Below are 14214 nucleotides of genomic sequence, written 5' to 3' on the forward strand. Positions count from 1 at the left end.
GACCATCCCCCCTATTCAAAATCCTTCAAGGTATGTAACAGTTCAAAAACTCTGGCGGAAGAAGTTCCGTCAGCCGGCATAAGCTGCTCCAGCTGCCCGACTGCTTCCAGACGTTTCTCATGCTTTTCGAATAAACTCAGCTTTTCTTCATAGTCTTCAAGCATCGCTTCTGTTCTTCTTACATTATCATACACTGCCTGTCTCGATACGCTGTACTGCTCTGCTATTTCACCGAGAGAGAGATCATCCAAATAATATAACTGCATATATAAACGCTGTTTATCGGTTAATAATGATTGATAAAAATCAAAGAGGAAGTTCACTCTTGTCGTTTTTTCAAGCATGATGCCAACCCCTCTCGCTCACTGTTTCATACTAGCTTTTAGCGAAACGTCTGTCAAGTAATTTTACTTGTCTTCAGTTTCTTCACGTTCCTCTTCTTCCTTCACTTCTTCCATTTCCAGACCATCTGCGAATAAACCATAGACATATCGCTCCGGATCAAACGGCTGCAAATCTTCTATGCCTTCTCCAAGACCTACAAACTTGACCGGAATATCCAGTTTACTGCGAATCGCCAGGACGATACCGCCTTTTGCCGTGCCGTCCAATTTCGTCAAGACGATACCTGTCACCTTTGTCGCCTCATTGAACGTCTGGGCCTGCACCAGTGCGTTTTGGCCGGTTGTCGCGTCAAGAGCAAGCAGCACTTCATGAGGGGCACCTTCAACTTCACGGCCGATGATCCGGTGGACTTTTTCCAGTTCATTCATCAAGTTTACTTTATTCTGCAGGCGTCCCGCCGTATCACAGATCAGCACATCCACATTGCGTTTTTTCGCAGACTTGACCGCATCATAAATCACTGCGGCGGGATCAGAACCTTCTGCCTGACGGACGACTTCCACTCCTGTTCGCTCGCCCCATACTACAAGCTGCTCAATCGCGCCGGCACGGAAGGTATCACCGGCAGCTAGCATGACGGTTTTTCCTTCTTTTTGCAGTCGCGCTGCCATTTTTCCGATAGTTGTCGTTTTACCGACACCGTTGACACCAACCATCAGGATCACATTCAAGCGGCCGTCTTCGATATTGAGTTCATTGGATATTTCTTCTCCTGCATTATAGATTTCCACCAGCTTTTCGGAAATCAATGACTGCATGCCCGTCGTGTCTTTAATATTTTTACGTTTCACTTCGTCCTTCAATAAATCAATCAATTCCATCACGGTGTCGAAACCTACGTCAGCCTGCAGAAGAACTTCTTCCAGTTCTTCAAAGAATTCTTCATCGACGACGCGGAAACGGGACACCAGATCATTCACTTTTGAGGTAAATGAATCGCGCGTCTTCGTCAGTCCGTCTTTAAACTTCTCTGTAACAGCTTCATTCGTACCTGTAATCTTATCTTTCAGCTTCTTGAAAAATGACAATGACTTTCACTCCTTAGCTACTGATGATTTCTTCTGCGACTTCAGAAAGCTTGACCGACAGCAGTTTAGACACTCCCGATTCCTGCATGGTCACACCATATAATACATCTGCGCCTTCCATCGTTCCTTTTCGGTGGGTGATCACGATAAATTGCGTCTGCTCCGAAACCTTCTTTAAATAATTACTATATCGCACTACATTCGCTTCATCCAGCGCAGCTTCCACTTCATCTAAAATACAGAACGGCACAGGACGGACTTCAAGTATCGAAAACAGCAGCGAAATGACTGTCAGGGCGCGTTCTCCGCCGGATAAAAGACTTAAATTCTGCAGCTTCTTACCCGGGGGCCGTGCGACAATATCGATGCCGGTCGCCAATAAATCAGAAGGATCCGTCAGAATTAAATCTGCTTCCCCGCCACCGAACATTTCTTTGTAGACATGATGAAAATGGCTGCGGATCGCTTCAAATGTTGTCTGGAAACGGCTCTTCATTTCTGTATCCATTTCCGACATCGCTTCCTGCAGCGTATCTCTCGCTTCTACCAAATCAGTGCGCTGTGCAGTTAAAAACTGATGGCGTTCAGAAACTTCTTCAAACTCCTGGATGGCATTCGGATTCACGGGACCGAGACCTGCAAGCTGCTGTTTGAATTGTTCGACCGCGAGCCGCAGCTCATCTGCATCCGTTGCTTCCTCTACGAAAGATGGATCGGGACGCAGGCCGTATTCTTCGTCTAGACGATTTATAACGTACTCATATTGCGCTTCAAGCCTCGACAATTGGATTTTCACCATATTCACTTGTTCGCTGACCGCTTGAACTTGCAGTCGAAGCTGCTTCATTTGCTGTTCATGGAGCGCAACGACTTCTGTCTGCTTTACACGTTTTGCTCTTTCCAGAAGTATCATCTCTTCAAGCTGCTGCTTCGCTGACATCGATTGCTTCATCCGCAGATCAATCTCTTCAGGCGGCAGCTCCCTGCCAACTAAATGGCCCTGTATATATTGCTGTTCTTCACGCAGACGCTTGACAGTCTGTGTGAGTTCATCGACCAGCTGCCGTGTTTCCGTAATCGAGTTGGTCTGATAGGTGTTTTGCTCTTTCAGGACTGCATTTTTCTGCTGCAATTGAACCAATTTCCGCTGCAGTGTTTCCTGCTCTTCACGACGGTTCTCGACGAGACGCTCCAAACTTTCCAGCTTCCCCGTTATTTCCTGCAGTTCTTGGCGGATCTCCGAATGGCGATGATCCAGGGTCTGCTTTTTAACCAGTAAATCCTGTTCTGCGGATGCATTATCACTGCGGCCTGTTTCTATAGTTGACAGTTCCATTGTGACAGAGCGGATTTCCATTTCGGTTTCCTGCATGGAAGTATGCGCGGCGGATGCCTGGCGCCGAAGTTCTTCCATTGATTTCTGCAGCTGATCCCGGCGCTGCAGACCTGCACCTGCCTGTTCGCGCGTTGAAGACATGGTATCATTCGCCTGACGGATTGATTCGTCCATTTGCTCCAATTGTCCTGTCAGAATTTCCAATTCAGCTTTCCTTGAGAACACCGTGGACTGTCCTTTTGCCCCGCCGCCTGTCAGAGAGCCGCCTGTATTGACGACATCTCCGTCCAGCGTGACGATACGGTAACGGTAACCGATTGCCTTAGCAATGGCGGAAGCTTCCTTCAGCGTGCCTGCAACAATCGTCTGTCCCAATAAATTCTTCACAATCGTTTCATAGGCTGATGAAGTGTGAACAAGTTCAAATGCTGTGCCGATAAACCCCTGCTGCCCTCTCAGAAGCTGACGGCTGTTCATCGGCAATTCGCGGGGCTTCAGAATATCCAGAGGCAGGAATGTTGCCCGGCCCAGGTTTTTCGCTTTCAGAAAGCCGATTGCTTTCCTGGCGTCCGCCTCCGTTGTCGTAACGATATGCTGTATGGCACCGCCAAGGGCTGTCTCAATCGCCTTTGTGTAAGCAGGTTCCGTAGTAATCAACTCGGCTACTGCGCCTTCGATTCCTTGAAGACGCTGTTGTTTTTTTGCGTTCAGCACTTCTTTGACACCTGAATAAAACCCGGAAAAGTCTCTTTCCAAGCCTTCAAGCGCCCGTACTCTTCCCTGCATTTCGGACTGTTTCCGCAAAGCCTGCTGGAGAAACTGCTGCTGAACCCCGAGACGCTCTTCCGCTTCCTTTAATTGAAGGGCGCATTCTTCAGCAGACTGTTCTACTTTACTTACCTGCTGCTGAATTGCTTGTTTTTCTTTACTTTTTTCGCTCTGTTCGTTTTTCAGCAGCGACAGGCGCTCTTGCAGCAGCTTATGCTGAATCGTAATTTTTTCAGTGGAGGATTTTTCTCCCTGCAGACGTTCATCCACATATTTTCTATCACTGCGCAGCGTCGCTTCTTCATTGAGTTTCTCGATATAGACAGATTTCAGCTCTTCAATCTGCTGCTCGGTTTCTTTTAATGAACTGTTGAGCATGCTGCTTACTTGCTGGATTTCTTTTGCGGTTTGCTGCAGTTCCTGTTTAACGGACTGCTGCTTCTCCTGCATCAATGTCAGCTTTTCTTCTGAAGCTTGACGCGTCTTTTCGGACAGCTCCAATTCATTCTGAATCCGTTCGAGCTGCTGGTTCGTATTACGGCTTTTTTCAAGTGACAGCAGCCTTCTGCCTTCCCACTTTTCCGCCTCTGACGTCTTCTCGACAAGTTCACTTTGCAGATGATCAAGCGACGCTTCCAACTTCTGCAAGCCGGCTCTATCACTTTCAAGTTCTCGCTCCTGTTCGGAAAGCAATTTATCGAACTTGCCTTGTTCGATTTCATTTGCAGTAAGTGCGCCGGCTTTTTCTGTAATCTGCTGTTGAAGTGTCCAGGCATCATGGTTCAGCAAGCGGACATCTGCTTCCCGCAGCTCTTTTGAAAAGTGCTCGGCCTGGCGCGCTGTCGCCGCTTCTTTTTCAAGCGGCACACGACGGTCATCGATTTCTTTTAAGATATCCAGCACACGATCCAGATTATCGGTTGTTTCAAAAAGTTTATGTTCTGCCTGCATCTTCCGTGTCTTATATTTCAGCACGCCGGCCGCTTCATCAAAGACATTTCGGCGTTCGTCCGCCTTACTGTTCAAGATTCCGTCGACGCGGCCCTGTGAAATGATGGAAAAGGCTTCTTTGCCGAGACCGGAATCCATGAACATCGACGTTACATCTTTCAGACGGCAATTCTGCCCATTGAGTAAGTAAGCACTTTCACCGGAACGGAACACGCGTCTGCTGACACTGATTTCTGTATAGTCGAGCGGAAAAAGATTTTGGGTATTATCCAGTATTAAATTCACTTCCGCAAAATTAACCGCTTTTCTCGAATCACTGCCCGCAAAAATCACATCTTCCATCTTACTGCCGCGCAGAGACTTTGCCGACTGTTCACCGAGCACCCATCGGATCGCATCGATAATATTACTCTTCCCGCTGCCGTTGGGTCCTACAACCGCTGTAACGCCCGGTACGAAATCGATGTGGATTTTCTCTGCGAAAGACTTGAATCCGGTAATCTCCAGTCTCTTCAAAAACACAATTAATTCTCCCCTTCGTTCGTCTGCGACTGCAGTTGTTCAATCGCTCGGCGGGCAGCTTCCTGTTCAGCTTCTTTTTTAGACTTGCCAATTCCTTTACCTAGCTGCTTGTCATTCAGACTCACCACGGTAACAAACTTTTTCGCATGTGCAGGACCTTTTTCCTCAACCACTTCATATTGAAGAGGTCCGTTATTCTTTTGCTGCACCAATTCCTGCAGACGACTTTTATAATCTGTCACATGCGAAAAAGCTCCGACACTAATTTTCGGAAAAACGATTCGTTGTAAAAATTCTTCTACTGTTTCCATGCCCTGGTCCAAATAAAGTGCACCGATATATGCTTCGAATACATCCGCAAGCAAAGCAGGCCGCATTCTTCCGCCTGTCAGTTCCTCACCTTTGCCGAGCAATATATAATCACCAAAATGAAGTTCATTGGAAAACTTTACTAATGATGGTTCACAAACGATTGCTGCACGAAGTTTCGTTAATTCCCCTTCACTCTTTGAAGGCTCTGTGCGGAATAAAAATTTGGACACACCCAGTTCAAGAACTGCATCTCCCAAAAACTCCAGTCGTTCATTATCGGAAAATTTCTTGCGTCGGTGTTCATTCACATAAGAAGAGTGTGTAAATGCGTTAAACAATAAGCTCTCATCTTGAAATTCCACATCTAACTGCTGTTGAAGCGTTTTGAATTTTTCCCGAACCGGCTGCGGTAAGGTTGGATGGGGTGAAGATTCTTTCATATGTTTTTTATTTTTCATAAACTACTCTGCCCTTCGTCTGTAATCTGTGTTGTGATTCGTTTTAATAATAAAGCGAAATGAGACGCCCTCTCCCTTTTCAGATGAAGGGAAGAAAGTGTCTCACCAAAAGGTCATTCGCCGACTTTTTCTGTAATGTACGTTACTGCATCTCCGACAGTTGCAATTTTTTCTGCATCGTCATCAGAAATTTCTGTTTCAAACTCATCTTCAAATTCCATAACAAGCTCTACTACATCTAGTGAATCAGCTCCCAGATCCTCACGGAAAGAAGCTTCAGGTTTTACTTCGCTTTCATCGACGCCCAGACGGTCGACAACTACTTTAGTTACACGCTCAAGTACTGTTGACAACATAGTCACCTCCTCTCAAGGCTATTCACAGCCCATACACTTCTATTGAATTATAGAGGTTTCACTCCTCAATGTGCAACCATTGATTGCAGCGTTCAAAGAACTCGTCCATTTACATTACCATGCCGCCGTCCACATTGATCGTTTGGCCTGTGATATATTTAGCTTCATCTGATAAAAGGAAGGCTACAGTACCCGCCACATCATCGGCACTGCCAAGCCGACCTAACGGAATAGTCGACAACAATTGCTCTTTCATCTCGTCGCCCAGTTCGTCCGTCATATCTGTCGTAATGAATCCCGGCGCAACCGCATTCACTAAAATATTACGTGCAGCTAATTCTTTCGCAGTGGTTTTTGTCAACCCGATGACTCCTGCTTTAGCCGCTACGTAGTTAGCCTGACCAGCGTTTCCGGCAATGCCGACAACGGAAGCCAAATTAACAATTCGTCCAGAACGCTGGCGCATCATTTGGCGCGCAACTGCTTTCGTGCATAGGAAAACGCCTTTGAGATTAATCGACAGCACATCATCCCACTCGTCTTCTTTCATTCGCATCAATAAGTTATCTCGTGTAATTCCAGCGTTATTGACGAGAAAATCGATCGAGCCGAACTGCTTGATCGTTTCATCCATCATTTCTTTTACTTGATCTGCATCCGAGACATTCGCCTGAAACACAAGCGCTTCTCCGCCGGCTGTGCGAATCTCTTCTGCTACTTCTTCTGCTTTTGCCTGGCTGCCACTGTAGTTTACAACTACTTTCGCACCTTCTGCAGCAAGATGCAGTGCAACCGTACGGCCGATCCCGCGGGAAGCTCCCGTGACGACTGCTGTTTTCCCATCAAATTTCCCCATTACGACCACTCCTTCGCTTCATCCAGCACTTTTTGCAGTGACTCTTCGTCATATACCGGATAAACAGTTGCTGTCCGGTCGATTTTCCGAATCAAACCGCTGAGCACTTTGCCGGGCCCGCATTCAATAAAACGCGTCACGCCAAGATCCAGCAGTTTTTCTACAGATTCTTCCCAGCGGACGGGAGAATATAGCTGCTCCACTAATAACTTCCTGATTTCCTCTTGATTCGTCACGACATCTGCCGTTACGTTCGCAATGACAGGAATCTCCGCGTCTTTCATATCGATTTCTGACAGAGTCTTTTCCAGTTCAGCTGCAGCCGGTTCCATCAGCACCGAATGAAATGGCCCGCTGACGTCCAACAGCAATGCACGTTTCGCTCCTGCTTCTTTCAGCGCAACACAGGCCTTATTTACACCCTCTTTTGCCCCTGAAATAACAATCTGTCCAGGACAATTCAGATTTGCCGGCTGAACTGGATGTCCTGATTCTGTAATATTGGATGTAATGGATTCCAGCACATCATGGTCCATACCTAAAATTGCCGCCATCGCGCCTTTACCTGCAGGAACCGCTTCGTTCATATACAGGCCGCGTTTATGCACAGCAACGACTGCATCTTCAAATGAAAGGACTCTGGATTCAACGAGTGCGGTATACTCACCCAGGCTGTGCCCTGCCGAGTAGTCCGGCGTGATGCCTGCCGCTTCCAGTTTCGCCGCGATCATTGCACCCGCTGTCAATAAAGCGGGCTGTGCATTATAAGTTAAGGTAAGTTCATCTTGAGGACCTTCAAGCATCAGTTTGCTCAGTTCGAAACCAAGCGCTTTATCTGCCTGCTGTAAAAACTTCTTGCATGCTTTATCACGTTCTGCAAATTCTTTCACCATCCCTACAGCCTGTGAGCCTTGTCCAGGGAATACAAATGCCAGTTTACTCAAGATTCCTCTTCCTCTCCGATTGTTTCTCTTATTGTTTCACATACACGGTATTCCACCATTGTCCGCGCCTGACGGACTGCATTGAAAAAAGCATTGGCATTTGATGAACCATGCGCTTTAATCACCGGATGATTCAGCCCGAATAAACCTGCTCCGCCATATTCGGAGTAATCCATCTTCTGCTTCAGGCCTTTCAGATCGTCCTTTACTAAGCCGGCAGCCAGTTTCGTCTTGAAGGAAGACATGAAAACATCTTTTATCATGGCGAATACATTCATCGCTGTTCCTTCAATCGTCTTCAACACCATATTGCCTGTAAAGCCGTCCGTCACGACAACGTCCGCCGCGCCGTTAAGCAAATCACGCGACTCGACATTTCCAATGAAATGAACAGGGGCTTTTTGCAAATAATCAAATGCCTGTTTCGTCAATTCATTACCTTTTCCTTCTTCGGTGCCGATATTCAGCAGTCCGACTCGCGGCTTTTTGATTCCACGAACTTTTTCTGCGTAGACACTGCCCATTACCGCAAACTGAGCAAGCTGCGCAGGCTTGCTGTCTGAATTCGCACCTACATCAAGAAGCACGAAACCGCTGCCGTCAATCGTCGGCAAAGTCGGCGCAAGTGCCGGCCGCTGAATACCTTCGAGACGTCCTACGATGAACAGTCCGGCAGACATCAATGCGCCGGTATTTCCTGCTGATACACAGGCCTGCGCCTCGCCGTCTTTCACTGTCTGCGCCATGCGGACCATGGAAGCATCTTTCTTTTTACGGATCGCCCGTACCGGTTCATCGTCCGGTTCAATTACTTGGGAACAGTGAATCACTTTCAGTCTCTCATGCGATTCCAGGAAAGGAGCCATTTTTTGTTCATCACCAAATATATGTATAGTTATGTCTTCAAATGCATGCAGGCTCTGCAAAGCCCCTTTTACAATCTCTCCGGGGGCATTATCTCCGCCCATTGCGTCAACTGCGATAATCATCTGCAATTACCTGCCTTTCCGTGTCGTTCGATACATTTGAAACTCTCCAGAAAAAACGGTTATATTTTCAACTGTAGAGACCACATCGACGACCGTACTTTTATTTTTTAACGTTTCCCGCCTCACCGTTGCCCTGGCAACCACACGGTCACCTGCCCGAACCGGTTTCTCGAAATGCAGAGCAGACCGCACAGTCAGTGCCAGGTCATCATCCAGCACCGCTACAGCCAATGAATTTGCCTGTGCAAATAAATGATGGCCTCTCGCAATGCCATTGCGCTTGAAAACGTGATCAATCGTCACATCAAATATAGACAGCGCTTTATTATCCAGCTCTACATCAATGATCTCTCCGAATATTTCTTCTGTCTGCAATGATTTCACTGTTTCCTGCATATGCTGCGAAGCGACAGACTTCAGCCGCTCCCTTAATTCAGGGATGCCGCATTCCAGCCGATCCAGCCGGATGGTCTGAACACTCACTGAAAAATGCCGGGCGAGGTCCTCATCCGTCAAAAAAGGATCTTCTGCGAGCAGGCTTTGCAGCAAGCTCTGCCGCTCCTTTTTGGGAACTTTCAATTGCTACACCCCTTCATTTTAGCACTTGGTACTAATACTAAGTATAGTAAGTGACAAAACAGATTGCAAGAGAAGATCTAATTTCTTGCGGACATACGGTATATGACGGCTAATCAATTCGTTTATCCGTCAAAGCACCAGACTCTTCCAACCGCTGCCGAAGCGCCGCGTACTCTGTATTTTGCCAAAAATCGTCAGAATTCAGCAGTCGTTCGGCATCTTGGCGTGCGGTCGCCAGAACTTTAAAATCATGCACCAAATCCGCTACTTTAAATTCAGGCATTCCGCTTTGTTTCCTGCCAAAAATATCTCCGGCGCCGCGAAGCTCCAGGTCTTTTTCAGCGAGTACAAAACCGTCATTGGTCTCTGTCATCGACTGCATCCGAATTTTTCCTTCCTCAGACGAAGGATTGGCAAGCAATACGCAGTACGACTGATCTGATCCCCGTCCGACACGCCCCCTCAGCTGATGGAGCTGCGCCAGACCGAAACGCGTTGCATCATAAATCAGCATGAACGTAGCATTCGGTACATTGACACCGACTTCCACAACGGTCGTAGAGACTAATATATCCAGTTCGCCTTCACTGAAGGAACGCATGACCTGTTCCTTTTCCGCAGAAGGCAGACGTCCGTGCATTAATCCGACACGGTAGCGTCCGGCAAAGTAATTACTCAATTCTGCATGAACTTCCACCGCATTTTGTACATCCAGCTTATCGGATTCCTCAATCAGCGGGCAGATCACATACGCCTGACGCCCGGCGCGCAGCTCTTTCTCCATTTTCTGCAGCACAGGTACCAGAGATTCTTCTTTCAGCCAATGTGTTTCAATTTCCTTCCGTCCTGCAGGCAGTTCATCAAGAATCGACACATCCATCTCTCCGAAAACGGTAATGGCAAGTGTACGCGGAATCGGTGTTGCTGTCATGAACAGGACATCCGGATTCAGTCCTTTATCCCGCAGCACCCGCCGCTGTTCGACGCCAAAACGGTGCTGTTCATCCGTCACGACAAAGCCCAAGCTGCGAAACTGTACTTCCGGCTGAATCAGCGCGTGTGTTCCGATCAGCAAATCAATATCTCCCGCTTCCAGCCGCTCAAGAAGTTCCCTGCGTGCTTTCGTTTTCGTCGATCCCGCTAAAAATGCTACGGTCACTCCGAACGGTTCAAACCAGTCAGCTAATAATTCGGCATGCTGCTCCGCTAAAATTTCTGTCGGCGCCATGAGCGCACCTTGGAAACCAGCCGTAATCGCTGCATATAAGGCAATTGCTGCCACTGCAGTCTTCCCGGAACCTACATCTCCCTGCAGCAGACGGTTCATCCGGAGGGGTGCTTTTAATTCTGCGCATAATTCATTTACTACACGCTTCTGCGCATTCGTTAATTCAAAAGGCAGCGAATCAATAAACTTCTTCAGCAATTCCAAATCGTATTGGATGATGAGTCCCTTCTCCTGCTCTTTGCGCAATTTCTTGACACCTTGAATTTTCAGCTGAAACAGCAGCAGTTCCTCGTACGCAAATCTTCTTCTTGCCTGTTTGACGTCTTCCAGTTTTGTAGGGAAATGAATCATCTCCAGCGCTTCACTGAGCGTTGGCAGCCGGTACTCTTCTAATATAGAAACTGGCAATGTTTCAATAATAGAGTCTGCGGCAGCATCGAGCGCATTGCGCATATAACGCCTGAACGTTTTCTGATGCATCACGCCTTTCAAGCTGTAGACAGGCTCAAAATCAATCTGCTCCCCTGTGTGCAGACGGTTGACAGTAATCGACTGGCGGCCTCTGTCCCATGTGCCCGTCACCGTAATATTCATTCCTGTCGCCAGACGATCCTTCAAATAATGCTGATTGAAAAACACTGCTTTTATCAAATGATGACCAACGAGCAGACGAAGCTGCAGACGGGAGCGGCTCTTCCCCGAATAAAATACAGCAGGTTCCGATTCGACACGGCCTTTTACTGTGACACGCTCATTATGAGGAGTTTCCATCAGATCCGTCATTCTGAAATCCTCATGCCGATAAGGAAAAGTATAAAGCAGATCCTCAACTGCCAGAATTCCGAGTTTCATAAACTGTTCAGCTGTCGTTTTACCGATCCCTTTCACTGTGTCCACCTTTTGCTGCAAAACATTTTCCATCACAGGCCACCTCCTCTCGCGGTAAGTTAGAAAACGGATGTTCTTCTTTTTAGTTTACCACGAAAAAGCGGGAAAATAAAAACGTTGCCCCTCTAAAAAGGACAACGTAAAATTTTATTCAACTGAAAAAATATATGGATACAATGGCTGTTTGCCTGCGTACAGTTCAACGTCTACATGATCAAACTGCTCTTCAATGTAGGAACCGATCTCCTTTGCATCTTCCGAAGAGACATCTTCACCGTAAATGACTGTAACGATTTCATCCTCTTCATCGATCATTGAAGCGATTAATTTCTTCGTAACCTCTTCCAATGAAGGATTGGAGCTAGTGATTTTCCCTTGGGCAATTCCCATGAAATCATCTTTCCTGATCGTCACACCATCAATGGAAGTATCGCGCACAGCATAGGTGACTTGTCCTGTTTTCACGTAAGATGCAGCCTCCCGCATAGCCAGTGCATTTTTTTCCACTGTCGCTTCAGGATTGAATGCAAGAATTGCTGCCAAACCTTCAGGCACCGATGTAGTCGGGACAACCGCCGCTTCGATTTCGAGCACTTCAGCCGCCTGTTCAGCCGCCATCACAATGTTTTTATTATTCGGCAGAATCAGTACTTTCTCTGCACCGATTTCCTGAATAGCTTTGACGATATCTTCCGTGGAAGGATTCATCGTCTGACCGCCTTCAATCACAGCAGATGCACCGATGCTCTTTAACAGCTCCGCTATTCCGGAGCCCATTGAAACCGTGACAATAGCATATTTATGCTGTTGTTTCACCACTTTAGGAACGCGGTCACGCTCCATAATATCATTGTGCTGTTCACGCATATTTTCGATCTTCATTTTCGTCAGTGAACCGTATTTTTGGCCGTAAGACAATGCATCTCCCGGCTCTTCTGTGTGAATATGTACTTTAACTACTTCATCATCGGAAATGACGAGCAGAGAATCCCCCATCTCACTTAAATCCTGACGGAAAACTGATTCATCAAACGGTTGCTCCAGCTGTTTACCGGCATCTAATTTCACCATAAACTCCGTGCAGTAACCGAATTCGATATCTTCCGCATTCATAAATCCCTGCACACTGCGGTGATGTTCCGTATTCACTAAATCTTCCATTGAATGAACGACCGTCTTTTCAGGAAGATCTTCACCTTTCAGGCACGCCAAAAATCCTTCATACACATATACCAGACCTTGTCCGCCGCTGTCGACAACTCCTACTTCTTTCAAGACAGGCAGCAAATCAGGCGTTCTCTTCAATGAAGCCTTGGCCTCTTTAACAACTACTTCCAGAAGCTGTGACAGATCTGTCGCTTCCTCAATAGCAGAAACAGCTGCATTGGAAGCGTCCTTCGCTACAGTCAGAATGGTCCCTTCAACCGGCTTCATTACGGCTTTATAGGCAGTATCCACACCATATTTCAGCGCTTCTGCGAACTGCTTTACCGTGACTGCCGCTTCGTTCTCAATCTGCTTGCTGAATCCCCGGAATAACTGGGACAGGATAACACCCGAGTTGCCTCTTGCACCCATCAGCAAACCTTTGGAGAATGCCTGGGCAGTGAGCCCGATATGTTCCTGTGCATGTAATTCCGTTTCCTTCGCACCGGAAGTCATGGATAAATTCATATTTGTTCCCGTATCACCGTCCGGAACAGGGAATACATTTAAAGAATCTACGTAATCAGCATTTTGCTGAAGGTGATGCGCACCCATTTCTACCATCTTCGCAAATTGCAATCCATTTAATGAACTCATTAACTAAAAGGCCTCCTTCTACACGTTCGTTACCCGAACTCCCTGAACAAAAATATTAACTGAGCTGACTGAAAGACCCAACGTCTTCTTCACTGTATATTGTACTTTAGACTGTACTTGATAGGATACTTCAGTAATTTTCGTGCCATAGCTCATGATGACATACATATCGATGTGGAATTCATCGCCTTCATTGCGTACGATTACGCCGCGGGCAAAATTTTCTTTCCGGAGAATTTCAGTAAGTCCGTCACGAATTTGGTGTTGTGAAGCCATTCCCACAATTCCGTAACACTCGATTGCAGCCTCTCCGACTACTTGGGCAATTACGTCATTCGTAATATCTATGGTTCCATGTTCATTTTTCAGTTCGATTGACATCCTTTTCTCCTCCCAACACTATTCGACCATCATACGTACATTATACGGGATTTCATCAAGAAAGAAAGTATTCTTGTTGTGAAAAAAACCTGTAAAGGAAAAAAGCTTGAAAGCATCGTAAAAAAATGTTGCAACGTTCCCGACCTTATGATAAAGTACTATGGTATGCGAATTGTAACGTGAATCGCTAAATAATTCACGAGGAGGTACTAAAATGGCTAAACAATGTGTTATCACTGGACGTAAAGCACGTTCTGGAAACACTCGTTCACACGCTCTGAACTCAAGCAAACGCACTTGGGGTGCAAACCTTCAAAAAGTGAGAATCTTAGTAGACGGTAAACCTAAACGTGTTTGGGTATCTGCTAGAGCTTTAAAATCAGGCAAAGTACAACGGGTATAATAATCAA

The 14214-nt window shown here is 46.7% G+C and carries 13 protein-coding genes; 1 reads left to right on the plus strand and 12 read right to left on the minus strand.

All coding sequences use genetic code 11. From position 1 onward, the window contains the following. Positions 1-11: 11 nt before the first annotated feature. The 12 genes from GDZ68_RS01255 to GDZ68_RS01310 all read right to left on the minus strand — a co-directional run bounded on the left by GDZ68_RS01255 (position 12) and on the right by GDZ68_RS01310 (position 13804). Positions 12-344, minus strand: coding sequence for a putative DNA-binding protein (locus GDZ68_RS01255; protein ID WP_408020109.1), 333 nt, complete (start codon positions 342-344; stop codon positions 12-14). A 63-nt stretch (positions 345-407) separates the two neighbouring features. Next, positions 408-1433 (minus strand): signal recognition particle-docking protein FtsY, encoded by a 1026-nt coding sequence (gene ftsY, locus GDZ68_RS01260; protein ID WP_153720459.1) that lies wholly within the window; start codon positions 1431-1433, stop codon positions 408-410. Between the two features lie 13 nt (positions 1434-1446). Then, positions 1447-5010 (minus strand): chromosome segregation protein SMC, encoded by a 3564-nt coding sequence (gene smc / locus GDZ68_RS01265; protein ID WP_194841010.1) that lies wholly within the window; start codon positions 5008-5010, stop codon positions 1447-1449. Between the two features lie 2 nt (positions 5011-5012). Continuing rightward, entirely contained in the window at positions 5013-5780 is a 768-nt protein-coding gene (gene rnc, locus GDZ68_RS01270) for a ribonuclease III (RefSeq protein WP_408020110.1), read from the minus strand. A gap of 113 nt (positions 5781-5893) precedes the next feature. Then, positions 5894-6133, minus strand: coding sequence for an acyl carrier protein (locus GDZ68_RS01275; RefSeq protein WP_029052326.1), 240 nt, complete (start codon positions 6131-6133; stop codon positions 5894-5896). 112 nt (positions 6134-6245) lie between these two features. Continuing rightward, a complete protein-coding gene (fabG, locus tag GDZ68_RS01280) occupies positions 6246-6992 on the minus strand; it encodes a 3-oxoacyl-[acyl-carrier-protein] reductase (protein WP_153720461.1) in 747 nt (248 codons plus the stop codon). Beyond that, positions 6992-7936, minus strand: a complete 945-nt coding sequence (gene fabD, locus GDZ68_RS01285) for an ACP S-malonyltransferase (protein WP_153720462.1) — start codon at positions 7934-7936, stop codon at positions 6992-6994. Before fabD ends, fabG begins: the two co-directional genes overlap by 1 nt. After that, the gene (gene plsX / locus GDZ68_RS01290) at positions 7933-8925 is read right to left on the minus strand and encodes a phosphate acyltransferase PlsX (RefSeq protein WP_153720463.1); all 993 of its coding nucleotides are present in this window, start codon (positions 8923-8925) and stop codon (positions 7933-7935) included. Before plsX ends, fabD begins: the two co-directional genes overlap by 4 nt. A gap of 6 nt (positions 8926-8931) precedes the next feature. Then, a complete protein-coding gene (gene fapR / locus GDZ68_RS01295) occupies positions 8932-9504 on the minus strand; it encodes a transcription factor FapR (protein ID WP_153720464.1) in 573 nt (190 codons plus the stop codon). A gap of 109 nt (positions 9505-9613) precedes the next feature. Then, positions 9614-11653 carry an ATP-dependent DNA helicase RecG gene (gene recG, locus GDZ68_RS01300; RefSeq protein ID WP_153720465.1) on the minus strand — a complete coding sequence of 680 codons (2040 nt, stop codon included), beginning with the start codon at positions 11651-11653 and terminating at the stop codon, positions 9614-9616. A gap of 114 nt (positions 11654-11767) precedes the next feature. Next, positions 11768-13423: a DAK2 domain-containing protein gene (locus GDZ68_RS01305; protein ID WP_153720466.1), complete on the minus strand. Its 1656-nt coding sequence runs from the start codon at positions 13421-13423 to the stop codon at positions 11768-11770. A gap of 18 nt (positions 13424-13441) precedes the next feature. Then, positions 13442-13804 carry an Asp23/Gls24 family envelope stress response protein gene (locus GDZ68_RS01310; protein ID WP_153720467.1) on the minus strand — a complete coding sequence of 121 codons (363 nt, stop codon included), beginning with the start codon at positions 13802-13804 and terminating at the stop codon, positions 13442-13444. A gap of 214 nt (positions 13805-14018) precedes the next feature. On the opposite strand from GDZ68_RS01310, the gene rpmB reads away from it, so the two are divergent. Further along, positions 14019-14207: a 50S ribosomal protein L28 gene (gene rpmB, locus GDZ68_RS01315; protein WP_009765550.1), complete on the plus strand. Its 189-nt coding sequence runs from the start codon at positions 14019-14021 to the stop codon at positions 14205-14207. Positions 14208-14214 lie beyond the last annotated feature (7 nt).

It is taken from the genome of Sporosarcina cascadiensis, from assembly GCF_009650995.1.
Classification (GTDB): domain Bacteria; phylum Bacillota; class Bacilli; order Bacillales_A; family Planococcaceae; genus Sporosarcina; species Sporosarcina cascadiensis.

Bases quoted from the DNA above. Each gene is read 5' to 3' on its own strand.
- GDZ68_RS01255 (WP_408020109.1), bottom strand. From the start codon at position 344: ATGCTTGAAAAAACGACAAGAGTGAACTTCCTCTTTGATTTTTATCAA.
- rnc (WP_408020110.1), bottom strand. From the start codon at position 5,780: ATGAAAAATAAAAAACATATGAAAGAATCTTCACCCCATCCAACCTTA.
- fabG (WP_153720461.1), bottom strand. From the start codon at position 6,992: ATGGGGAAATTTGATGGGAAAACAGCAGTCGTCACGGGAGCTTCCCGC.
- plsX (WP_153720463.1), bottom strand. From the start codon at position 8,925: ATGATTATCGCAGTTGACGCAATGGGCGGAGATAATGCCCCCGGAGAG.
- recG (WP_153720465.1), bottom strand. From the start codon at position 11,653: ATGGAAAATGTTTTGCAGCAAAAGGTGGACACAGTGAAAGGGATCGGT.
- GDZ68_RS01305 (WP_153720466.1), bottom strand. From the start codon at position 13,423: ATGAGTTCATTAAATGGATTGCAATTTGCGAAGATGGTAGAAATGGGT.
- GDZ68_RS01310 (WP_153720467.1), bottom strand. From the start codon at position 13,804: ATGTCAATCGAACTGAAAAATGAACATGGAACCATAGATATTACGAAT.
- rpmB (WP_009765550.1), top strand. From the start codon at position 14,019: ATGGCTAAACAATGTGTTATCACTGGACGTAAAGCACGTTCTGGAAAC.